This window comes from Bacillus sp. BR3(2024) (genome assembly GCF_039134555.1).
Taxonomy (GTDB): Bacteria; Bacillota; Bacilli; order Bacillales; family Bacillaceae_G; genus Bacillus_A; species Bacillus_A cereus.
The window spans coordinates 2,069,275-2,092,208 of the sequence record NZ_CP152433.1; the positions used below are offsets into that span (position 1 = coordinate 2,069,275).

Genomic DNA, 22,934 nt, shown 5'->3' on the forward strand with positions numbered 1-22,934 from the left:
GGGAATGCAAAAATATATTGTTTTTGACTTTGATGGCACATTAGTAGATTCACAAAATATATTTGTACCGATTTATAATCAACTTGCTGAAAAACATGGGTATAAAGCAGTAAAGGAAGACGAAATTGAACATTTACGTAAATTAACGATGCCAGAGAGATGTAAACAACTTAATGTACCACTGTATAAACTACCGATATTAGCGTTGGAATTTTATAAATTATATCAGCCTGCTATAAAAAATCTCGTTTTGTTCCATGGGATGAAAGAAGTATTAGATGAACTACATAAAAAAGGCTACGGAATTGCAGTCATATCATCGAACTCAGAAGAGCATATTCGGGCGTTTTTACACAAGAATGGTATCGAAAATATTCAAGAAGTGTATTGTTCTAAAAATTTGTTTGGTAAAGATAAAATGATAAAAAGATTTTTGAAATCAAAAAAAATAACAGAGAAAGATATGTTATATGTCGGTGATGAACAGCGAGACGTAGCAGCGTGTAAAAAGGCTGGAGTGAACGTAATTTGGGTATCTTGGGGATATGATGTTATTGAAACAGTGAAAAAAGATGCACCAGATTACATGGTTCATAAGCCGATGGAAATTGTGCAAGTAGTACAAGGAGCGTATTCTTAATATGAATACACTGCGAGCGGGCATTCATCATATTGAATTTTGGGTAGCAAATTTAGAGGAATCCATTTCTTTTTATAATAAGTTGTTTTCCATAATTGGGTGGAGAAAGTTAAATGAAATAGCATATAGCACAGGAGAAAGTGAAATATACTTTAAAGAAGTAGATGAGGAAATTGTAAGGACGTTAGGGCCTAGACATATTTGTTATCAAGCTATTCATAGAGAAGTAGTTGAGGAAGTAGCAGATTTTCTTTCTAGTACGAAAGTGAAGGTAATACGTGGTCCAATTGAAATGAATCATTATTCGGAAGGTTACTATACGATTGATTTTTACGATCCGAATGGATTTATTGTAGAAGTTGCCTATACACCAAATGCAGAAATGTAAGGGGAATAGATATGAAGATAATTACAGCATGGCAAAACAATATACAAATAGTAAAAAATGCAGTGGATATTAAAGAAATTTCTAAAGGTTTTTCACCTGATAAGAAATATATAATTACGAGTGCGAATAATGATAAATATTTATTGCGGACAGGCGATATAAAAGAGTATGAAAGAAAGAAAATAGAGTTTCAAATTTTAAATGAAATGCAAAATCGTAGTGTGCAAGCACAAAAACCAATTGAAATAGGTTTGTTGGCAGAAGAAGGTTTATGCTATGGCATCTTTTCGTATTTAGAAGGGGAAGATGCGAAGAAGTTATTGCCTACGTATTCACCAAAAGAACAATATGATATTGGTATAGAGGCAGGGAAAGATTTAGCAAAAATGCATATATATGAAGCTCCTAATAATATACTTCCATGGTATGAAAGAGCAATGAAAAAACATAGTAAATATTTAGAGGCATATAAAACATGTGGAATAAACATAAAAAATGATGATAAAATCATAAAGTTTATTGAAGAAAATGAAATATCTTTAAAGAACCGCCCCAATCGATTTCAACACGATGATTTTCATTTAGAAAATATAATTGTACGGGATGGAAAATATGTAGGTGTTGTTGATTTTAATGGCTACGACTGGGGCGACCCACTTCATGATTTTGTGAAAATTGCACTGTTTGCAAGGGACATTAGTATTCCGTATTCAATCGGACAAATAGAAGGATACTTTAATAGAAAAATACCAGAGGAATTCTGGAAATTATACACGGTGTACGTTGGTATGACAGTTTTCTCCTCAGTTGTCTGGACATTACGAGCAGCGCCGCATATGTTAGATGATATGTTAGAGCGCCTTACTATAGTTTTAGAGGATCATAATAACTTTGAGTTATCGAAGCCAATTTGGTTTCAACCAGATAAGATCGATATGAAATAGAAAAGGTAGGTGTGATTCGCACCTACCTTTATTTTTTACCATCAAAATACTTATTTAATTTTCTTAAATGTAAGCGGCTGAGTACTTAATGTAGCTGGTACATGTAACTGAAGGGATGGGAATTCACCACTTACATTCATTTCATAAGCGAATAATAAGCTCATTTTCATTTGGAATAAGTCAACTTTTGCAGAGAAGATGTCGTAATGATGATGCCCTAATTGAATATCCATTTCCATAAATTGTACATATAACGAATCATCTCGTTTGTATACTTGTAATGTTCCGTATGCAGGATGTTCAAAAGTACCAGTATAATCCTCTAACTTGTGCGAAGGTGTAGTCCCTTTAATTTGTTCAGGGAGGGATTCAGTTGCTTCTTTCATCATTTCCTTCATTTTTTTAGTATCTTCTACAGCACGTTTATGCCAATCAATGGATTCTAATTCAAGTAGTTCGTCATAAATTTGATTAGCGAGATAAGTAGGAAGTAATGTTCCTCCAGCATTCGTTAAAATGACAAGGCCTATGTTTTCTGTTGGTATGAATGAAACAAGCGCTGAAAATCCATCGATATTACCGCCATGATGAATCACTTTTTTACCACGATAAGCGCTAATAAACCAACCAAGACCGTAACTATTTAATGGAGATTCAGGGAGTGATAAAACCGGTTGGTCTGGAATTGAATTGTGTGGTGTATACATTTGTTGTAATAATTCAGAGGAGATTAATTCATGATCTCCAAATTTTCCTTCATTTAAGTGGAGAAGTACCCAATTTGCCATATCTTCAATTGTGGAATTAATACACCCAGCAGCGCCAACTGTATCGATGTTACGGAATGGAACTGCTTTTATTTCACCGTCATTTTCAATGTAAGGTAAAGCGTAATCATCTGTAGTTTGTGAATCGTTAACAGAGAAGTTTGTATGTCTCATATTTAAAGGTTCTAAAATATGTTCTGTAGTGTATTGCTCCCACGTTTGATTTGTAATGTTTTCAACAATGTAGCTAATTGTTGCATACATTAAATTGTTATATAGAAATGCAGTTCGGAACGGTGCATCAAGTGGTAAATGTTTTATTTTTTCAACGAGATCTTTTCGAGATAAGGAAGAACTGTACCAAAGAGCCTCATGACGACTCACTCCAGTTCGATGAGAAGCTAAATCCCGTCCTGTAACTTGTGAGCTAGCAAGTAGTTCAGATAAAGTAAAGTTAGGTATATAAGACTGGATAGGGGTATCCCAATTAAACTTTTTTTGCTGTGCTAACAAGCTTAATGAAAGTGTGCCAAATGCTTTTGTTGAGGAACCGATTGCGAATCGAGTATTCGGTGTAACAGCCTCTTTTGTTTCTATATTACGATAGCCGAAACCTTCTGAAATAATAACTTCACCGTCTTTTATAACAGCGACAGCAGCACCAGGAACATTTAAATCCTTCATCATTTTTTCAGCCGTTGTTTGTAAAGAAGTCATAACAGGCGTTTCAATTTTAGACATACTTCTAACCTCCAAATATAAATTTTGTTCTACCGCACTATACTTTCGGTAATAGAAAATGAAAACCTTTTTATATTTGGAAAGTTAATAATTTTGTAAGAATTAGCGCAAGAAATTTTATTAATTAGGATTATTAAATTTATCATTTTTCATGTTATGATAAATTGCATATACGATTGAAAGAAGGTTTTCCTACATATGAAACATGCTGAAAATGAATACTTAAATTTATGCCGCCATGTAATGGAACATGGTACGAAGAAAGAAGACCGTACAGGGACAGGCACTGTATCTGTATTTGGATATCAAATGCGTTTTGATCTAAGTAAAGGTTTTCCTTTATTAACAACAAAGAGAGTACCGTTTCGCCTTGTAGCAAGTGAACTGCTTTGGTTTATGAAAGGTGATACAAATATTCGCTATTTATTGCAGCATAATAATAACATTTGGAATGAATGGGCTTTTAAGAGCTGGGTAGAAAGTGATGAGTATACTGGTCCTGACATGACTGATTTTGGTCTTCGCTCACAACAAGATGAAGAATTTAAAGTACAGTACGACGAGCAAATGGAATTGTTTAAAAAGAACGTTTTAGAAGATGATGAGTTCTCAAATAAATATGGTTATTTAGGAGACGTTTACGGTAAACAGTGGCGTGCTTGGAAAACGACAGCTGGTGAGACACTTGATCAATTAAAAGATGTAATTGAAATGATTAAAAAAACACCAGACTCACGTCGTTTAATCGTTTCTGCCTGGAATCCAGAAGATGTACCAAGTATGGCCTTACCGCCTTGTCATACGCTATTCCAGTTTTATGTAGCAGATGGAAAGCTTTCTTGTCAGTTATATCAAAGAAGTGGTGACATATTCCTTGGAATTCCATTTAACATTGCAAGTTACTCACTACTAACACATTTAATTGCACATGAATGCGGACTTGAAGTGGGGGAATTTGTTCATACAATTGGTGATGCACACATTTATACAAATCATTTTGAACAAGTAGAAAAGCAATTGGCACGTGAACCACGTCCATTCCCGAAACTTACATTAAATCCAGATGTGAAATCTGTTTTCGATTTTGAAATGGAAGATTTAACGATTGAAGGATACGATCCGCATCCAGCAATTAAAGCACCGGTTGCAGTATAATTGTAGAGGAGATGAAAAAATGATTGTTTCATTTATGGTCGCTATGGACGAAAATAGAGTAATTGGTAAAGATAATAATTTACCTTGGCGTTTACCGAGTGAATTACAATACGTGAAGAAAACAACGATGGGTCACCCGCTTATTATGGGAAGAAAGAACTATGAAGCGATTGGTAGACCACTGCCTGGAAGACGTAATATTATTGTAACTCGTAATGAAGGGTATCATGTTGAAGGTTGTGAAGTTGTTCATTCTGTAGAAGAAGTGTTTGAACTATGTAAAAATGAAGAAGAGATTTTTATTTTTGGTGGAGCGCAAATTTACGACCTCTTTTTACCTTATGTAGACAAGTTATATATAACAAAAATCCATCATGCATTTGAAGGAGATACATTCTTCCCAGAAATAGATATGACAAATTGGAAAGAGATTTTTGTAGAAAAAGGTTTAACGGATGAAAAAAACCCATATACGTATTATTACCATGTATATGAGAAACAACAATAATAAAAAAGATTGATGTGAGAATTCGCATCAATCTTTTTATTTATATTCACCAATATAAGTTTATAGATGAGATTCGATAGTGCTATAATGATAGGTAGCATGTAAAAATGCTAAAATTTTCAAAAGTACTAATATAGAAAGAGGAGGAGAATCGATTGAGAAAGATATGGGGGATTCTTTTTCTTTGCTTAACATTCATGTTAGTTGGATGTGGTAAAGAAGAAAAACCACAAGAAGCGTTTGATACATATGTAAAAGCGTGGAATAAACAAAAATTTGCAGATATGTATGATCAACTATCAAAAAATGCAAAAAAAGATATTTCAAAGAAAGAGTTTACTGAGAAATATGAAAAAATTTATTCTGGTATCGAAGTGAAAGACTTAAAGGTAGAAACAGGGGAAGTAAAAGAAGATAAAAAAGATGAAGGCTCTGTTCCTTTTAAAGTAAGCATGGATACAGTTGGTGGTAAAATTACATTTGGTCATGAAGCAAAAATGGTGAAAGAAAAAGATGGAGATAAAGAATCTTGGAAAATAGATTGGACTCCTGATTTTATTTTCCCAGGCATGACGAAAGATAGTAAAGTGCGTATGCAGACAACACAGCCAAAACGTGGTGAAATATACGATCGTAATGGAAAAGGTCTTGCAACGAATGGGAAAGCTTCTGAAATCGGATTGATTCCTGAAAAGTTAGGCGATACTGCTCCGCAAACGAAAGAAACAGTAGCGAAGTTATTAAATATGTCTGTAGAAGAAATTGATCAAAAATTAGCTGCTAAATGGGTAAAACCAGGGTATCTCGTACCAATTGGAATTTTGCCTGAAGGGGCAACACAAAATACGTACATTGATTTACCAGGTGTTTCAACAAAACCTGTAAATGTTCGTACATATCCGTTAGGGGAAGCGGCAGCTCATCTGACTGGTTATATTGGAAAGGTAAATGCTGAAGATTTAAAAACGCTACAAAAGAAAGGCTATCAAGCTGATGACCCAGTTGGTAAAGCTGGTTTAGAGCAAGTATTAGAGGAAAAGCTACGCGGTAAAAAAGGTGGCCGTGTTTTTGTAGAAGATGCGCAAGGAAAAGAAATTAAAAACTTGGCAAAAACAGATGCTGTTGATGGAGAAAATGTAACTTTAACTATTGATAGTGTTGTTCAAGAAAAAACGTATAATGAAATGAAGGGCGAAGCTGGTTCAAGTGCAGCAATTAATCCGAAAAGTGGAGAAACAATTGCACTAGTAAGTAGTCCAGCATATGATCCTAATATAATTGCACGAGGGACATCGAAGGCACAACGCGAAGCTTGGAATAATGATCCGAAAAAACCAATGACAAATCGCTTTACACAATTGTCGGTACCAGGTTCTGTATTTAAACCTATTACAGCTGCAATTGGTCTTGAAACGAAAACGATTGATCCAAAAGAAGAGTTGAAAATTGAAGGATTAAAATGGACAAAAGATTCTTCTTGGGGTAATTACTATGTAACGCGTGTGAAAGATGCAAATCCGATTGATTTTGATAAGGCGATGAAATACTCAGATAATATTTACTTCGCACAAGAAGCTTTGAAAATCGGAAAAGACAAGTTTATGAGTGAAGCGAAAAAATTCGGATTCGATGAGAAACTACCAATTGAATATGGATTCCCTGCTTCTAAAATTGCAAATGACGGCATTAAAAATGATATTCAAATGGCAGATACAGGATATGGACAAGGACAAGTATTAATGACTCCTCTTCATTTAGCTTTAACGTATGCGCCAATTGTAAATGATGGAACGATTCCGTCACCGTATATTATTAAAACAGATAAACAACCAAAAGCTTGGAAAGAAAATGTAATTTCTAAAGGAAATCAGGATATATTAAAAACTGCTATGACGAAAGTAATTAATGATCCAGATGGTACAGGGAAAATTGCTAAAATTGATGGTATGACTCTTGCTGGAAAAACAGGTACAGCGGAATTAAAAGTATCAAAAGAGGCCGAAGGAAAAGAACTAGGTTGGTTCGCTGCATTTGATTTAAATTCGCCAGATATGGTCATTACAATGATGATTGAAGATGTAAAAGGTAGAGGCGGAAGTAATATTCCAGCTGAAAAAGTAAAACATGTATTTCAAAAATAATATGTAATAGAAGGCTATCTCTATAGGTTGTAGAGGTAGCCTTTTTATATGAAAGAGTTTGTAATATCTATATACTAAATTTTAAGGAAACAAAGTAAATCATTAACTTACGAAAAAAAAGTAGCTATTTTTTATTGACATTGATTAAAACTTTTTATATTATACTTACATAAGGTAAGTTATTAACTTTTAAAAAACAAATCTTGAATTAAAGATAAAGAGAAAAAAGGGAGAGAATACAATGACAAAAGTACTATTTATTACAGCAAATCCAAATTCAGCAGAAGGTTCTTTCGGAATGGCAGTAGGGGAAGCTTTCATCGAAGCTTATAAAAACGAACATCCACAAGACGAAGTTGTAACAATTGATTTATTCAACACTACAGTACCAGCAATTGATGCAGATGTATTTGCTGCTTGGGGTAAATTTGCAGCAGGTGAAGGCTTTGAAGCTTTAACTGAAGTTCAACAACAAAAAGTAGCAGCAATGAACACAAACTTAGAAACATTTATGAATGCAGATCGTTATGTATTCGTAACTCCAATGTGGAACTTTAGCTATCCACCAGTAGTAAAAGCATACTTAGATAACGTAGCAATCGCAGGTAAAACATTCAAATATACTGAAAATGGTCCAGTCGGCTTATTAGAAGGTAAAAAAGCACTTCACATTCAAGCAACAGGTGGCGTATATTCTGAAGGAGCATACGCAGCTGTAGACTTCGGTCGTAATCACTTAAAGACTGTATTAGGATTTGTCGGTGTGAATGATACTGAATATATTGCAGTTGAAGGCATGAATGCAAACCCTGAAAAAGCACAAGAAATTAAAGAAGCAGCAATTGCTAATGCTCGTGAATTAGCAAAACGTTTCTAATATAGAATGCTTAAAAAGTCCGAACACTTGCTGTTTGGACTTTTTTTCTTCTTTTTCCTTCGTTTGTCTAGTATAATGAAGGTCGGAATGATAATAGGTGGGGGTTCTGTATGATTCAAACGTTTTTTAAAATCTTTTATTTAATTTTAATCGTAATTGCGATTACACCGAGAATGTGGCGTCTTAAAAGACAAGTAAATACGATGGCGCCAAAAGAAAAAGACAATGCTGTGTATAAAACGACAAATTGGTTTGGTAAGAAAATGGTACGTGTAGCTGGAGGGGCAGTAGAAGTGAAAGGACTTGAAAATGTTCCGAAAGACAAGCCAGTACTAGTTGTAAGTAATCACCAAAGTAATATGGATATCCCTGTTTTACTAGGTTACTTAAATAAACCAATTGGATTCGTTTCAAAGGCAGAGATTAAAAAGTTCCCAGTTGTACCAACTTGGATGGAACTTATGAATTGCGTATTTATGGATCGTAGCGATCGTCGTCAATCTCTTCAAGCGATTAAAGATGGAATTGAACTATTAAAGAATGGACATTCTATCGTAATTTTCCCTGAAGGAACGAGAAGTAAGGGCGGCGAAGTTGGAGAGTTTAAGGCTGGTAGTTTTCATCTTGCAGTAAAGTCAGGTGTAGCAATTTTACCTGTAACGTTAGATGGTACATATGAGATGTTTGAAGCGAATGGAAATCGTATGAAGCCAGCTCATGCAACAGTAACAATTTCTAAGCCGATTACACCTGAAGATTATGCGAATATGGATATTAAAGAATTAACGAAGCATACACAGGAAGTTATTGCATCACAATTACATAAGTAATAAAAAAGGATTCAGCTTATCGTAAGCTGAATCCTTTTTATTATGCTGTAGGTAAGACATAAAAGAGTACACAGAAGAACATCATCGCACTACCACCTAAAACGAACAGGTGCCATATGGCATGGTTGAAAGGTAGCTTTTCCCAAAGGAAGAATATAGCTCCGACAGAATATAAAATTCCACCTGCTAAAAGTAGTGAAAAACCATGTCCAGTTAGATTTTCATAAAGTGGTTTAATAGCAACGATTATGAGCCATCCCATTATGATATAACATAGCGTTGATGCCTTAATAAAGCGACGTACAAAGAAAATTTTGAAGACGATACCTCCGATTGCTAGTGTCCATATTATAGCAAGCAACGTCCATCCTAATGGGCCACGAAGTGTAATAAGTAGAAAAGGAGTATACGTGCCAGCAATCAATAAGTAAATGGCTGAATGATCTAAAATAGTAAATATTTTTTCTACTTTAGGATGATGAATGCTATGTAGCAATGTTGAAAACAAGTACAGTAAGAACATACTTACACCATAAACAGTAAATGCAATTACGGCTGATGCGGTACCGTGCTTAGAAGCATGAATAATCAATATGATTAAGGCAGGGATGCTTAAAATGGCACCGATACCATGTGTAATTGCATTTGCAATTTCTTCTTTTACAAATTGGGTCATTCGTGTCATTTTCTCAGTCATAATGCAAATCCTTTCTACTATCATAAAATAATATGTCATTTCCCTTACCATATCATACACAAGAGCAATAGAAAATGAAATTTGTATAATTGATTATATTTTTGAATTTTTTTGACAAAAGACAATGGATTTGTTGACGTTTTCAAACTTTTTTGACAAAATAAAATTATGTAATAGTAGGACAAGGAAACTACTAATAAAGGGGATGGGGAAATGTTTTCAAATATTGGCTTTCCAGGGTTAATTTTAATTTTAGTAGCAGTACTCATTTTATTTGGACCTAAAAAATTGCCGGAAATCGGGAAGGCTTTAGGGGAAACGTTAAAAGAGTTTAAAAAATCAACGAAAGAATTGACAGATGACGCATTTCAAGAAAAGGAAAAGAAAGAAAAAATGTAGTGTATTTTCCTTGTAATGGATAAATAAAGTGTGGTGAACGAGATGGAAAATCGGGAAATGAGCGTAGTAGAACATATTGTTGAGCTTCGAAAAAGAGTAATATATACGGTGTTATCCTTTGTACTATTTTTAATTATTGGATTTACTTTTACAAAGGATATTTATTTTTGGCTTGTAAAAGATTTACCAATGAAATTAACTGTTCTCGGTCCAAGTGATGTATTGTGGATTTTTTTCTCGATTGCTACAGTATTTGCTATCGTTTGTACAATTCCTTTTGCTGCTATACAAATTTGGTTATTTGTAAAACCGGGTTTACATCCAAATGAACAAAAGATGACAATAATGTATATACCGGTATTGTCTATATTATTTATTGCAGGTTTATGTTTTGGATACTTTATTGTAATGCCGTTTCTATTTCACTTTTTAACTACGATAGGTAATGAAATGTTTAATACGATGTTTACGACAGAAAAGTATTTTCATTTTGTACTTAATTTAACAGTTCCATTTGCTGTGATTTTTGAATTGCCAGTCGTTGTAATGTTTTTAACTAGTATTGGAATACTTACGGCGGAATTTTTAATAAAAATAAGAAGGTATGCTTACGTAGCATTAATTATCATTGCATCTTGTATATCACCGCCAGACTTTTTATCTCATAGTTTAGTTGCAGTGCCGCTTATTTGTATTTATGAAGTAAGTATTGCGTTATCAAAGGTTGTTAGTAAGAGGAAAAAGAAAAGAGAAGAAATGCAGTCGAAAAGTGCCTCGTTATAAAGGCACTTTTTTATTTATTTGTTATACTATAGCTATAAACGTATACAATATATAGAAGAAAAAAATTATAGAATCTCCAAAATTTAGACAAACTTTGCGCTTTTATAAGCTTATACTAAATGTATTAAACAATTGATGGATAATGAGATTCCCGTCTCAGAGATATTTAGGACGGGAAGGTGAATTAGGTGGAGATGAATAGAGTATAAATCTTCTAGCCATAAGGACTACAGAAATCATATAAGTCTGATTTTACTCCACTTTAAACAACGTGTTACAGCGCAAAGTAGAGGAAGTTCAAAAATCCAATGAAAAAGAGGATTGATATTGTGATTACGAAAAGTTTTTATTTCACTCATTCAACAGGGGATTGCATTAAAATATTCGAAATCCCTGTCCTACAGGCACAGCATCCATTATCGTTTCTAATTCAGTCTCGTCTTCAATTATTTATTGCAAAAATTCAAAAACAAAAACACCCAAGATTTTCGTATTCTTTCCGTGAATATTTACAAAATTGTTTGAAGTGGAATGATTATTTAAATGTATATAAAACAAATACCCTTGAAAAAAATGCATGATACGAAGTACGGACAGGGTTAGTAAACTCTGTCTTTTTCATTTTAGATATGAAAATATAATTAATTTGATGAAATTTCGTTCCAAATTGTTGAAAGCAATGGGAATACTAGTATAATAACAAGGAGAGCGTATTGGAAAGGGAAGAAGTATAGTATGCAAAAAATTAAAATTGTAACAGATTCAACGGCAGATTTATCACAAGACGTAATCGAAAAGTATGACATTCATGTTTTACCATTATCAATCTCTGTAAATGGACAAACATATTTAGATCGCGTTGATTTACAACCTGACGAATTTATTGAAGAAATGATTAAATCAGAGGAATTACCAAAAACATCACAACCAGCTATGGGTACATTTGTAGAAATGTATGACAAGCTAGGGGAAGATGGAAGCGAAGTCCTTTCTATCCATATGACAAGTGGAATGAGCGGTACTGTAGCAACTGCAAATAGCGCTGCATCAATGACTGATACAAAAGTAACAGTTGTTGATTCTCAATTTATTACACATGCTTTAGCATATCAAGTAATTGAAGCTGCAAAAATGGCAAATGACGGACGCTCACTAGAAGAAATTTTAAAACGTGTAGATGAAGTAAGAAAGAATACTCGTTTATATGTAGTAGTGGATACATTAGAAAACTTAGTGAAGGGTGGACGTATCGGTAAAGGAAAAGCGTTTATCGGTTCTCTACTTAATATAAAGCCAATTGCTAGTCTTGAAGACGGTGTTTATAATCCTGTAACGAAAGTTCGTAGCCAAGGCCAAATTGTAAAAACATTAGCTAAGTTATTTGAGCAAGATACGGCTGGAAAAGTCGTAAAAGCTGTTGCAATTCCGCATGCGAAAGCAATTCCTTTAGCTGAAAGTATGAAAGCGGCGGTTGAAAAAGTAAGTGGATTTGCTCAATCAGAAATTTTCTATACAACGCCTATTATTAGTACTCATACAGGTCCGGGCGCAATCGGATTTATGTATTTAGCAGAGTAATAAAAAAGCTACTTGAAAATATATTTCAAGTAGCTTTTTTATGTAAATAGAAAGTAAGAAATAAGAAGAGCTACACAGGCACTACCGCTAATGATATAGCGAGTCTGTAAATATTCATTCATAGAAAACACCCTTTATCCCGCTATTTGTGGACAGTAAAACTCTCTACCTCAAATTTAGCTGGAGCAAAGAGGTTAGGTAGCGGGCTGCCCGTAAAAGCTTGATTGGTGAAGGCAAATAATCAGTGGGGATGAAGAAAACCCACTAATTAAAGTTTCACTATAGGATTTTCTATATTATATGTTGGATATAGAAAATCAGTCATTACGTTACACATGTAAAGTTTCAATTTTTTCGTTTATTTGCTTATTATTTGTTGCGTTACTATAAATAAAAGTTTGACCTAAAAAGAGTACATGCAGTTGTTCCCACGGTAACATGCGCAAATTCCAATTATTTCGAAGTCTAGTTATTGCTTCACGAGGTGTTTCATCGGCGAGTGCAAAAGCTCCGTAATGCATTGGTATAAAATGTGTAGCGTTTAAATCTAAATAAGCTTGCACGGCCTCTTCAGGTGAAACATGAGATACTTTCATAAACCATTCTGGTTCATAAGCGCCAATGGGCATAAGAGCAATATCAATTAAAAAGCGTTCACCAATTTCTTTGAAACCTTGGAAATAGCCACTGTCACCACAAAAATATATGGTTTCCATAGTCGTTTCATTATCAATAATCCATCCACCCCAGTGAGACGTATTCATATCAAATAAGAATCTTCTCGTCCAGTGCTGAGCGGGTACGAAGTGAAAAGAAACTTCGTTAATTATCGTACTTTCCCACCATTTATACTCTTCTACATGTTTAAATTTCTTACGAGTAAATAATTTTTTTAATCCAATAGGTACAAGATATAGAACATCATCATTCAACTGACGAAGAGTTGAAAAATCTAAATGATCATAATGACCATGTGAAATAAGGACAATATCAATTTTAGGTAGTGCTTCTATAGAGAGTCCAGGTTCTGTAAGTCTTGGAACTAGCTTTAATTTATTAGCCCATACTGGATCTGTTAATATATTAAGTCCATTCGTTTGGATAAGAAAAGTGGAATGCCCAATCCATGTGATAGTCGTTTTTTCAACATTACTTTGCAAAAATGCACTTTGTTTAACGGGTGATTGTTCTACTAAGAAAGAAAAATCTTTTTTGTTTTGCTTTCGTTCTTTATGCCAGCGTAAAAAAGAGCGAATTGATTTTTTTGTACTAACATTATCCATATTTTCATAGCGCTTTGCCATGAACATCACCTCATTTAAAATCGTTGTATTTGTATTGTACCGAAATGTTGTTAAGGAATACAGTGTAAAACATGGATTAATGTTTAAGGAATTGTTAAAAAATAGGGAGAGGTATTTACAAAAGTAACAATAAAATTAGTTTTATCACTTTTATTTAGAGAAATAATAGTAAAAAAATATATTTTGTCTAGTAATTCGCTTGAAATAAAAAAGTAACATACGTAAATTCGTACGATTTCGTGAACAAATGTAGTAAACAATTTTCTCGTAGTGTTAACTTTTGTTATTATAAACATAACCTATTTAAATTTAGGATAGAGAAAAGAGGTTTATAAATGAAGCGTTATCAAAAAATAATTGGTCTTATGGTTGTATTTTGTCTCTTTGTACTTGCTGGATGTAGTGAATCAGGTTCAAAGCTTCGTAAACCATTAAATTGGGATTTAGAAACCTTCCAATTTACAAATCAAGATGGAAAGCAATTTGGTACAAAAGATTTAAAAGGGAAAGTTTGGGTTGCAGATTTTATGTTCACAAATTGTCAGACAGTTTGTCCACCAATGACTGCAAATATGGCCAAGCTCCAAAAGATGGCAAAAGAAGAGAAATTAGACGTTCAGTTTGTTTCATTTAGTGTAGATCCAGACCTTGATAAGCCAGAAAATCTGAAAGCTTTTATTCAAAAGTTTACAGAGGATACTAGTAACTGGAATTTATTAACGGGGTATTCGTTAGAAGATATTACAAAGTTTTCAAAAGATAATTTCCAATCACTTGTAGATAAGCCGGAGAACGGTCAGGTCATGCATGGTACATCATTTTATTTAATTGATCAAAACGGAAAAGTAATGAAAAAGTATAGTGGCATTAGTAATACGCCATACGAAGACATTATACGTGATATGAAGCGATTAGTGGGTTGAAAATAAGGGTGCATAGCACCCTTATTTTTTTGCATTAGTCTATCGATAAAATGTCATGTTGCTGGGGAAGTTTCGGCGCCCGAATTTCTAATACGCCGTTTTGATAAGAAGCTTTTGCCGCTTTTTTATTAATTGAATACGGCAATTTAATCAATCTTGATGCTTCTGAAATGGAACGTTCTCGGCGATAATAGTTATGGGATGTTTGTTCTTCTTCCTCTTCAAGTATCTCTTCTTTTACAGAGACTTTTAAGTATTCACTTTGTATTTCAATTTGGATTTGTTCTTTTTGTATACCTGGTAGTTCAGCTGTAACAACGAGTTCTTCACCAACTTCATATAAATCTACAGGGAATGTTAATAAACGGTTTCCTTTTTGGAAAAAATGATTTAAATCAGCGATTACATTGCGAAGAGGTGTTTGCTCGAAGAAATCATCAATTTGCTTTAAGTAATTACGAACCGGTGGGCGAGAAGAATCTTTTTTTTCTTCACTCATGGTATTCCCTCCTAGAAATCAATTTGCAATATCATATGACAAAAGCGGAGAAAGGTGAGTGCCTAGTTTTCATGTTTTCATAAAAAATTGTTAAAAATGTGAAATGGAGTGATTTTTTTATAGTTTTTGGTCGCCATATTCAGTTGATTATGCTAGTATAAATAGGGTTGATATAGTAGTATAGAGACAGAATGAAAACTGAAAGAGGGTAAGAAGTATGTGTGGTTTTGTAGGATGTTTATGTGAAAACCCTAGAGAGTTTTCAGAAACAGAAAAACATCAATTTGAAAATATGAACACGATGATTTTCCACCGTGGTCCAGATGACGAAGGATATTTTCGTGATGAACATGTACAATTTGGCTTCCGCCGTTTAAGCATCATTGACTTAGAGGCAGGACATCAGCCGCTAACTTATGAAAATGATCGATATGTAATTATTTTTAATGGTGAAATTTACAACTATGTAGAATTACGTGAAATGTTACTTGAAAAAGGTGCAACGTTTGCAACGCAATCTGATACAGAAGTTATCATTGCATTGTATGCACATATGAAAGAAAAATGTGTAGATTACCTTCGTGGTATGTTTGCATTTATGATTTGGGATCGTGAAGAAAAGAAACTTTTCGGTGCACGTGATCACTTCGGTATTAAACCTTTATACATCGCACAACAAGGTGATACTACATTCTTCGCATCTGAGAAGAAAAGTATTATGCATGTGATGGAAGATAAAGGCGTTAATCCAACGTCACTACAACATTACTTTACGTACCAATATGGTCCAGAGCCAGAAACTTTAACAATTGATGTTAATAAAATCGAGCCTGGTCATTATTTCGTAAAAGAAATCGGTAAAGAGATGGAAATCCATCGCTACTGGAAACCTTATTTCAACGCTTCAAGTGCAACGAAAGAGGAGCATATCCAAGCAATTCGTGATGTGTTATATGATTCAGTAAAAGTGCATATGCGTAGTGATGTACCAGTAGGTTCATTCTTATCTGGTGGTATCGATTCATCTATCATCGCTTCTATCGCAAGAGAAATGAATCCAAATCTTTTAACATTCTCTGTTGGTTTTGAGCAACGTGGTTTCAGTGAAGTTGATGTTGCGAAAGAAACTGCTGAGAAATTAGGCGTTAAAAACCATAACGTATTCATTTCAGCGAAAGAATTTATGGATGAGTTCCCAAAAATCATTTGGCATATGGATGATCCTTTAGCTGATCCAGCAGCTGTACCATTGTACTTCGTTGCGAAAGAAGCACGTAAACATGTAACAGTTGTTCTTTCTGGTGAAGGCGCAGACGAGCTATTTGGTGGTTATAACATTTACCGTGAGCCAAACTCACTAAAAATGTTCTCTTACATTCCTAGTCCAGGTAAGAGCGTTCTAAAAGCATTAAGTGGTGCTCTTAAAGAAGGATTTAAAGGTAAGAGCTTCCTAGAGCGTGGATGTACACCAATTGAAGAGCGTTACTATGGAAATGCTAAAATCTTCCGTGAAGAAGAAAAAGCTGAATTAATGAAGTATTACAATGAAAGTGTTAACTATATGGATATCACGAAACCATTGTATAACGAGATTAAAGATTATGATGATGTAAGTAAAATGCAGTACATTGACATGTTCACATGGTTACGCGGTGACATTTTATTAAAAGCTGATAAAATGACAATGGCAAACTCATTAGAACTTCGTGTACCGTTCTTAGATAAAGAAGTATTCGATGTTGCATCTAAAATTCCAACTGAATTTAAGATTGCTAACGGAACTACGAAAGCTATTTTACGTGAAGCAGCACGCGGAATCGTTCCAGATCACGTATTAGATCGTAAAAAACTTGGATTCCCAGTACCAATTCGTCACTGGTTAAAAGACGAAATGCATGATTGGGCTATAAATATTATAAACGAAAGTAAGACAGAGCATTTAATCGACAAACAGTATGTATTAAACTTACTGGAAGCACATTGTGCAGATAAAGGCGATTATAGCCGTAAAATTTGGACTGTACTTGCGTTTATGGTATGGCACCAAATTTATGTTGAGCATAAATACGATACGAATAAGTTCCATGAAGAAACAAAACGTGCGTATAGCTTAGTTTAATTAGAAAAACCTTAAGATCGCATACGGTCTTAAGGTTTTTTTCATAAATAGGAAGTATTATTGATACAATAATAGTAAAAGGATGGACAACATATGATTACGTTTGAGAAAGTTACTGTAGAAAATGAAAGCGTTGTTAAAGAAATGTTTAAATCGCATAGTTTAGGTGAGAAAAAGGTACAGTACTGTGTGAAAGTTGATGATACATATATTGGTGTAATAGATTATAGTGTACAAGAGGAACGGGCTGTTTTATCACAGCTAATTATTCATTTTGATTACCAAGGTTACGGTTATGGTACAAATACGTATTTTACATTTGAAGAAATGATGAAACAAAGAAATGTGAAAGAAATAAAAGTGCTACAAGAGAAATTAACAGAAAAGGCGAAGTCTTTCATAGAGAGTTTTGGTTTTACTTCAGAAGATGAAGAGTATGTAAAGAAAATATAACGATGATTATTTATGCGATACAATAAATATAAGGCAGGTGGATGTATGACGATGACTTCTGGTCTTGTATTAATTGGAGGGTGCTTTATAGTAGCAGAATTATGTCATATAATCATTCGGAAAAGAATGATTAAGAAAAAAAAGCCGTATGAATTACAATACGTCCCTGTCTTTTTCATTATGTTTTGCATGCTTAGTACATTACAAAATCTAATAAACTTTCCACCACTTGTAAATGTTTTTTTAAAGTTCGGTTTACTTTATAGTGGTGTTGGAATAGCACTTTTATTTATTTTATTTTGCATACGTTATGTTCACTATCAATCGTATATATTTATTTTAAATTGGTTAAAGCAAGATGATAGAAACCGCCTTACATAAGGCGGTTTTTTTATTTGCAATTGTAACAGAACTTGTACATTTCACATAAAATAGGACGAGTAGAAATGCAAACATATTACAAGAAAGGGGCGGGGCAATAAAATGAAACTTGTTATAGACGCAGGGCACGGTGGATATGATTCTGGTGCTGTTGGTAATGGTTTAGTAGAAAAAAACTTAACACTTCAAATTGCTAGACGCGTTCGAGACATTTTAACGGTAAATTACCCAATTACAATTAAAATGACACGTGATAGTGATGTGTTTATTTCTTTATCTGAACGTGCTAATATTGCTAATGCTTTCAGTGCGGATTATTTTATTTCATTTCATATTAATAGCGGCGGGGGTACAGGTTTTGAAAGTTATATTTATAATGCGTTATCCAATAGCAGCACTGCATATGCAAAGCAACAAAAAATGCATACAGCTGTCAATCCTGTATTAACAAAATATGGTCTTCGTGATCGAGGAGCAAAAAAAGAAAATTATGCGGTATTAAGAGAAACCGCAATGGATGCAATTTTAACTGAGACTGCTTTTATTGATACAGCTTTTGATGCAAATTTATTAAAAAATCCACAATTTATTGAAGATCTAAGTCAAGCGTATGCAAATGGAATAGCAGCTATTTTTGGAGTAACTCCAAATCCACAACCTCCTAACCCACAACCGACACCTCAAACGAAGGGAATCGCTTATGTTCTTGGGAAAAATGTAAATTTAAGAAATGGTCCATCAACTTCTTCCTCAGTTATTCGTCAATTAAATTCTCCAGAATCTTACGTTGTATATCAAGAAAGTAATGGATGGCTAGATTTGGGGAATGGACAATGGGTGTATAATGATCCTTCTTACATTAATTTTGTAAAGACAAGCAATAGTGATGGAAGCCCGATTGGGGTTGCATATATACAAGGGATGAATGTAAATTTAAGAAGTGGTCCATCAACTACATCTGCAGTTATCCGCCAATTAAATTCTCCAGAATCTTATTTAGTATATATAAATGAAAATGGTTGGTTAAACCTTGGGGGAAATCAGTGGGTATATAATGACTCAGCGTATATTAAGTATACTCAATATTAGGAATTAAAATGATAGTGCAATATGGATGCGTATCCTTGTTATGTATAACAAGGGTACGCATTTTAATAACAACATTTTTTTTCATACTTATGCACTATGTTTTAAAAAGAAACATTAGAAAAGCGGATAGAATCTAAATAGTATATATTAAAAAAGTTTTCTGATATACATTGACAATGTATGTAAGATACATTAATCTTTAAATGTTAATGATAATCGATTTCATCTAGGGAGGACATATGATACATACTAAAAAACTAATTATGTTCTGCATTATGATACTCATGGTTGTAATTGCAGGATGTAGTAAAGAAGAGAAAAAAGAAAATAATATATCAGCGAAAGCAAAAGATTCATATACGGTAAAGCATGCAATGGGTGAAACGACAGTAAATGGCACACCTAAAAAAGTTGTTGTTTTAACAAATGAAGGCGCAGAGGCTCTCCTAGCTGTGGGCGTAACGCCAGTGGGGACTACGAAACCACGTGCTGGTGATGAATGGTATCCTCATTTAGCGAAAGAGTTAAGAAACACGGAAGTTGTAGGAACTGAACGTGATATTAATTTAGAGGCTGTAATGAAGCTTAAGCCAGATTTAATTATCGGAAATAAAATGCGTCATGAAAAAATATATGATCAGCTAAAAGAAATCGCACCAACTGTTTATGCAGAAACATTACGCGGTGATTGGAAAGAAAACTTTACACTTTATACAAAAGCTGTAAATAAAGAAAAAGAAGGGCAAAAAGCTCTTGATGATTATAAAAAACGCATTGAAGGAATGAAAGAGAAGTTAGGCGATAAATTAAATTCTAAAGTTTCTATTATTCGTTTCGTGCCAGGTGATGTTCGTATTTATCAAAAAAACTCATTCTCGGGCGTTGTTTTAAATGATATTGGATTTAAACGACCACCATTACAAGATAAAGATGATTTTGCGATAAAAGGAATTACAAAAGAGCAGATTCCAAATATGGACGGAGACTACTTATTCTATTTCACGTCTGATAAAGATGCAGATAAGAATAATGAAGGAAATTCGTTAGCGAAGGAATGGACAGAAGATCCACTCTTTAAGCAACTACAGGCTTCTAAAAATAATAAAGTATTCCAAGTGGATGAGGTAATCTGGAATACAGCAGGCGGTATTAAAGCTGCGAATCTTATGTTAGATGATATTGAAAAATATTTCCTTAAATAAATGATAAAATACATCACTTTTACGAAGTGATGTATTTTTAGTTTGTGAAAATACAGAAAATTCCTTCTTTCAGGGTGTCATAAGTTGTACAATAAAATCAATCATGTGATAAAGGAGTGGGGAAGAATGAAAGCTACTCATAAAGATTGGATCTTGTTTAATGGGAGAATGATTAATACGAAAGAAGAACAGCCGATGGTAGCATTAGAAGAGAGAGGCTTCCAATTTGGTGATGGGATTTATGAAGTATTTAGACTATACGATGGCAAGCCTCATTTATTAGATTTACATTTGGAACGATTCTTTAACTCTATGGCAGAAATAAAACTAATTCCACCATTTACGAAGGAAGAATTAGTAGAAGAGTTATATCAAATGATTGAAAAAAATCAATTTCAAGAAGATGGGAATGTATATTTACAAATATCAAGAGGTGCACAACCGCGCAATCATGTATATGAATCAGATTTACAACCGACATATTTTGCAAATCTTGTTTCGTTCCCAAGACCAGTTGCTTCAATGGAGGCAGGGATTAAGGTGACAGTAGAAGAGGACATCAGGTGGAAGTTTTGCCATATAAAATCTTTAAATTTGCTTCCTAATATCATGATCAAAAACAAAATAAATGAACAAGGGTATCAAGAAGCAATATTAGTACGAGATGGTATTGTGACTGAAGGGTGTCATTCCAATTTCTTTATCGTGAAGAATAATAAGGTGATTACACATCCAGCGGATTATTTCATTTTACATGGTATTACACGTCACTATGTAATTACATTAGCGAAAGAGTTACATATCGATGTAGAGGAACGAGAGTTTTCATTACAAGAAGTATATGACGCTGAGGAGTGCTTCTTTACAGCGACGCCACTTGAAATATTCCCAGTCGTTCAAATTGGTGATGAACAGTTCGGGGCTGGTGAAAGAGGACCAATTACGAAAAAACTACAAGCTGCATACGAAGAGAGTATTCGTTTGTTTAAAGTGACAAATTAATCATGAAGAAAAAAGCTGGTATTCTTCCGGCTTTTTTTCATGATATAATTCAAGCATAGGATAAGTTTTGAAAACGCTGTAAAAAGGGGATTTAATATATGAATTATGAAGATTTTAAAGAAGTAATTCACGGAAGACGAAGTGTTAGAAAGTTTACAGATCAAGAAGTATCTACTAATGATATAAAAGAAATAATTGATTGTGCTCGTTACGCACCAAGTGATACGAATTCACAAACGTGGGAATTCTTAGTTATCATGAATCGAGAGAAGATTAAAGAAATTGAACAAATGACATGGGATGCATTACATAAACTTGCGGAAAAAGCAGCAGAAAATGGAGAAGAGAAAGCAGGGAAATTACTTACACGTTCTTTCGGACCATATGCAACAGCTTTCTCGGAGGCACCAGTATTAATCGTATGTTTGGCAACACCATATGAATCAAAGTTCCGTGAAAAGATATTTGATCCAATTGCTTTTGTTCCAAATTCAGTTTGGGAAGAAGAAGGCATGAAGAGTAGCTGTTTAGCGGCACAAAACTTAATGTTAGCTGCACATGCAAAGGGACTTGGTACTTGTCCAATGACAGGGCCAGTATTGCTAGCTCAAGATGAACTGCGCCAATATTTACAAATTGAGCCTGAAAAACAAATAAATATGGTTATTTCACTCGGATTTCCGAAAGATAAACCGAAGAAACTTCCAAGAAAAGAAGTAGATGAGATTACAACGTTTGTTTTTTAATTGCTGTATAGAAAAGACATTGAACTAACAATGTCTTTTTATTTTTGAGGGTATGTAATTCATATGTTGGGCTAAAATGATAGATAAGAGGAAATTACTATTTATTTCATAAAAAAAATTAATGTTCTATTAAGGAAAGTATGATACATTAATCGTGAGCAAGATTCTATTTGTTCATGAAAGTGTTGAAAGTAGTCTCAAAATTTAAAAGTTATTTTTGTATAATAAATTATAATGAAGTTACAGGGGGGATGAATTTTGAAAAAATTCATAATCACTGGATTGTCTGTATTGTTATTAGTTGGTTGCGGTGCTCCACAGGAAAAAGAGGACGCGCAATCAAAACAGGAAGAACAAGTTGTAAACGCAAGTGATGAGAATATGGTTGTATTTCCTGAAGGAGCAATGTCAATTGGAGAAGGGAAAGTAAAAGTTATTACTCCAGATGGTACTTCTGAAAACGGCAATATACCGACTGTATTCATCAAAAAGGATACGTTAATTCAGCAAGTTGAATTAGAACTTTCTAATTTTCAAAGTGATAAAGAAACATTCGTATTTGTAGATCAAATGTATACAGATAAACATCAAGTAACTAGTACAACGCAGACAACAGTGCAGTTAAAAGAAAAAACGCTGGAAACAGGTAGTCATACAATTACTGCAGTTCAGTATGAAAACAATGACCCGAAAGGAAAGGTTATTAGTTTTAATCAAGCAACATTTGAGACAAAACCTGCGTCTTAATAAGAATAAAAAGTACATTAC

Annotated in this window: 25 protein-coding genes; 21 read left to right on the plus strand and 4 right to left on the minus strand. The window is 33.9% G+C overall.

Annotated features, from left to right (window positions below):
• Window positions 1-4 precede the first annotated feature (4 nt).
• From V7S45_RS10765 to V7S45_RS10775, 3 genes are read left to right on the plus strand one after another with little or no spacing between them, the layout of a single operon-like run.
• Window positions 5-640, plus strand: coding sequence for an HAD family hydrolase (locus tag V7S45_RS10765; protein WP_025687389.1), 636 nt, complete (start codon window positions 5-7; stop codon window positions 638-640).
• A 1-nt stretch (window position 641) separates the two neighbouring features.
• Window positions 642-1,028, plus strand: a complete 387-nt coding sequence (locus tag V7S45_RS10770) for a VOC family protein (RefSeq protein ID WP_001094664.1) — start codon at window positions 642-644, stop codon at window positions 1,026-1,028.
• 11 nt (window positions 1,029-1,039) lie between these two features.
• The gene (locus V7S45_RS10775) at window positions 1,040-1,972 is read left to right on the plus strand and encodes an aminoglycoside phosphotransferase family protein (RefSeq protein ID WP_025687390.1); all 933 of its coding nucleotides are present in this window, start codon (window positions 1,040-1,042) and stop codon (window positions 1,970-1,972) included.
• A gap of 50 nt (window positions 1,973-2,022) precedes the next feature.
• Here the strand turns inward: V7S45_RS10775 and V7S45_RS10780 are convergent, their stop codons facing one another.
• Window positions 2,023-3,480 (minus strand): serine hydrolase, encoded by a 1,458-nt coding sequence (locus V7S45_RS10780; RefSeq protein ID WP_000034322.1) that lies wholly within the window; start codon window positions 3,478-3,480, stop codon window positions 2,023-2,025.
• A 198-nt stretch (window positions 3,481-3,678) separates the two neighbouring features.
• On the opposite strand from V7S45_RS10780, the gene V7S45_RS10785 reads away from it, so the two are divergent.
• The 5 genes from V7S45_RS10785 (at window position 3,679) to V7S45_RS10805 (ending at window position 8,991) form a co-directional block, all read left to right on the plus strand.
• Window positions 3,679-4,635 (plus strand): thymidylate synthase, encoded by a 957-nt coding sequence (locus tag V7S45_RS10785; RefSeq protein WP_000679609.1) that lies wholly within the window; start codon window positions 3,679-3,681, stop codon window positions 4,633-4,635.
• 19 nt (window positions 4,636-4,654) lie between these two features.
• Window positions 4,655-5,143: a dihydrofolate reductase gene (locus tag V7S45_RS10790; protein WP_000637205.1), complete on the plus strand. Its 489-nt coding sequence runs from the start codon at window positions 4,655-4,657 to the stop codon at window positions 5,141-5,143.
• A gap of 155 nt (window positions 5,144-5,298) precedes the next feature.
• Window positions 5,299-7,284 (plus strand): penicillin-binding protein 3, encoded by a 1,986-nt coding sequence (pbpC, locus tag V7S45_RS10795; protein WP_025687391.1) that lies wholly within the window; start codon window positions 5,299-5,301, stop codon window positions 7,282-7,284.
• Window positions 7,285-7,525: 241 nt separating this feature from the next.
• Window positions 7,526-8,161 carry an FMN-dependent NADH-azoreductase gene (locus V7S45_RS10800; protein WP_000170025.1) on the plus strand — a complete coding sequence of 212 codons (636 nt, stop codon included), beginning with the start codon at window positions 7,526-7,528 and terminating at the stop codon, window positions 8,159-8,161.
• A 110-nt stretch (window positions 8,162-8,271) separates the two neighbouring features.
• Entirely contained in the window at window positions 8,272-8,991 is a 720-nt protein-coding gene (locus V7S45_RS10805) for a lysophospholipid acyltransferase family protein (RefSeq protein ID WP_025687392.1), read from the plus strand.
• Between the two features lie 40 nt (window positions 8,992-9,031).
• On the opposite strand, the gene V7S45_RS10810 is transcribed toward V7S45_RS10805, so the two are convergent.
• Window positions 9,032-9,688 (minus strand): hemolysin III family protein, encoded by a 657-nt coding sequence (locus V7S45_RS10810; RefSeq protein ID WP_025687393.1) that lies wholly within the window; start codon window positions 9,686-9,688, stop codon window positions 9,032-9,034.
• A gap of 213 nt (window positions 9,689-9,901) precedes the next feature.
• Here V7S45_RS10810 and V7S45_RS10815 point away from each other — a divergent pair, with 213 nt between their 5' ends.
• The 4 genes from V7S45_RS10815 (at window position 9,902) to V7S45_RS10830 (ending at window position 12,448) form a co-directional block, all read left to right on the plus strand.
• Complete coding sequence (locus V7S45_RS10815) at window positions 9,902-10,087, plus strand: twin-arginine translocase TatA/TatE family subunit (protein WP_000492443.1); 186 nt, start codon at window positions 9,902-9,904, stop codon at window positions 10,085-10,087.
• Window positions 10,088-10,129: 42 nt separating this feature from the next.
• Window positions 10,130-10,870 carry a twin-arginine translocase subunit TatC gene (tatC, locus tag V7S45_RS10820; protein WP_000431523.1) on the plus strand — a complete coding sequence of 247 codons (741 nt, stop codon included), beginning with the start codon at window positions 10,130-10,132 and terminating at the stop codon, window positions 10,868-10,870.
• A 329-nt stretch (window positions 10,871-11,199) separates the two neighbouring features.
• Window positions 11,200-11,451: a DUF2535 family protein gene (locus V7S45_RS10825; protein WP_000629012.1), complete on the plus strand. Its 252-nt coding sequence runs from the start codon at window positions 11,200-11,202 to the stop codon at window positions 11,449-11,451.
• 154 nt (window positions 11,452-11,605) lie between these two features.
• Complete coding sequence (locus V7S45_RS10830) at window positions 11,606-12,448, plus strand: DegV family protein (RefSeq protein ID WP_001169470.1); 843 nt, start codon at window positions 11,606-11,608, stop codon at window positions 12,446-12,448.
• Window positions 12,449-12,777: 329 nt separating this feature from the next.
• On the opposite strand, the gene V7S45_RS10835 is transcribed toward V7S45_RS10830, so the two are convergent.
• On the minus strand, window positions 12,778-13,752 hold the full coding sequence (locus tag V7S45_RS10835; protein WP_025687394.1) for an MBL fold metallo-hydrolase: 975 nt from the start codon (window positions 13,750-13,752) through the stop codon (window positions 12,778-12,780).
• Window positions 13,753-14,087: 335 nt separating this feature from the next.
• On the opposite strand from V7S45_RS10835, the gene V7S45_RS10840 reads away from it, so the two are divergent.
• Window positions 14,088-14,675, plus strand: coding sequence for an SCO family protein (locus tag V7S45_RS10840; RefSeq protein ID WP_000833335.1), 588 nt, complete (start codon window positions 14,088-14,090; stop codon window positions 14,673-14,675).
• Between the two features lie 34 nt (window positions 14,676-14,709).
• Here V7S45_RS10840 and V7S45_RS10845 read toward each other — a convergent pair whose 3' ends face one another.
• A complete protein-coding gene (locus V7S45_RS10845) occupies window positions 14,710-15,174 on the minus strand; it encodes an Hsp20/alpha crystallin family protein (RefSeq protein ID WP_001288085.1) in 465 nt (154 codons plus the stop codon).
• Window positions 15,175-15,391: 217 nt separating this feature from the next.
• Here V7S45_RS10845 and asnB point away from each other — a divergent pair, with 217 nt between their 5' ends.
• From asnB to V7S45_RS10885, 8 genes are all read left to right on the plus strand, one after another.
• Window positions 15,392-17,293 carry an asparagine synthase (glutamine-hydrolyzing) gene (asnB, locus tag V7S45_RS10850; protein ID WP_000333816.1) on the plus strand — a complete coding sequence of 634 codons (1,902 nt, stop codon included), beginning with the start codon at window positions 15,392-15,394 and terminating at the stop codon, window positions 17,291-17,293.
• Window positions 17,294-17,386: 93 nt separating this feature from the next.
• On the plus strand, window positions 17,387-17,746 hold the full coding sequence (locus V7S45_RS10855; RefSeq protein ID WP_000627523.1) for a GNAT family N-acetyltransferase: 360 nt from the start codon (window positions 17,387-17,389) through the stop codon (window positions 17,744-17,746).
• A 51-nt stretch (window positions 17,747-17,797) separates the two neighbouring features.
• A complete protein-coding gene (locus V7S45_RS10860) occupies window positions 17,798-18,127 on the plus strand; it encodes a hypothetical protein (RefSeq protein WP_000200455.1) in 330 nt (109 codons plus the stop codon).
• 102 nt (window positions 18,128-18,229) lie between these two features.
• A complete protein-coding gene (locus tag V7S45_RS10865) occupies window positions 18,230-19,216 on the plus strand; it encodes an N-acetylmuramoyl-L-alanine amidase (protein WP_000779892.1) in 987 nt (328 codons plus the stop codon).
• A 239-nt stretch (window positions 19,217-19,455) separates the two neighbouring features.
• Window positions 19,456-20,418 carry an iron-siderophore ABC transporter substrate-binding protein gene (locus tag V7S45_RS10870; RefSeq protein WP_025687395.1) on the plus strand — a complete coding sequence of 321 codons (963 nt, stop codon included), beginning with the start codon at window positions 19,456-19,458 and terminating at the stop codon, window positions 20,416-20,418.
• A gap of 126 nt (window positions 20,419-20,544) precedes the next feature.
• Window positions 20,545-21,420 (plus strand): D-amino-acid transaminase, encoded by an 876-nt coding sequence (dat, locus tag V7S45_RS10875; protein WP_088346068.1) that lies wholly within the window; start codon window positions 20,545-20,547, stop codon window positions 21,418-21,420.
• 98 nt (window positions 21,421-21,518) lie between these two features.
• Window positions 21,519-22,166 (plus strand): nitroreductase family protein, encoded by a 648-nt coding sequence (locus V7S45_RS10880; protein WP_025687397.1) that lies wholly within the window; start codon window positions 21,519-21,521, stop codon window positions 22,164-22,166.
• A gap of 258 nt (window positions 22,167-22,424) precedes the next feature.
• Window positions 22,425-22,913: a hypothetical protein gene (locus V7S45_RS10885; RefSeq protein ID WP_000713496.1), complete on the plus strand. Its 489-nt coding sequence runs from the start codon at window positions 22,425-22,427 to the stop codon at window positions 22,911-22,913.
• The last annotated feature ends 21 nt before the right edge of the window (window positions 22,914-22,934 follow it).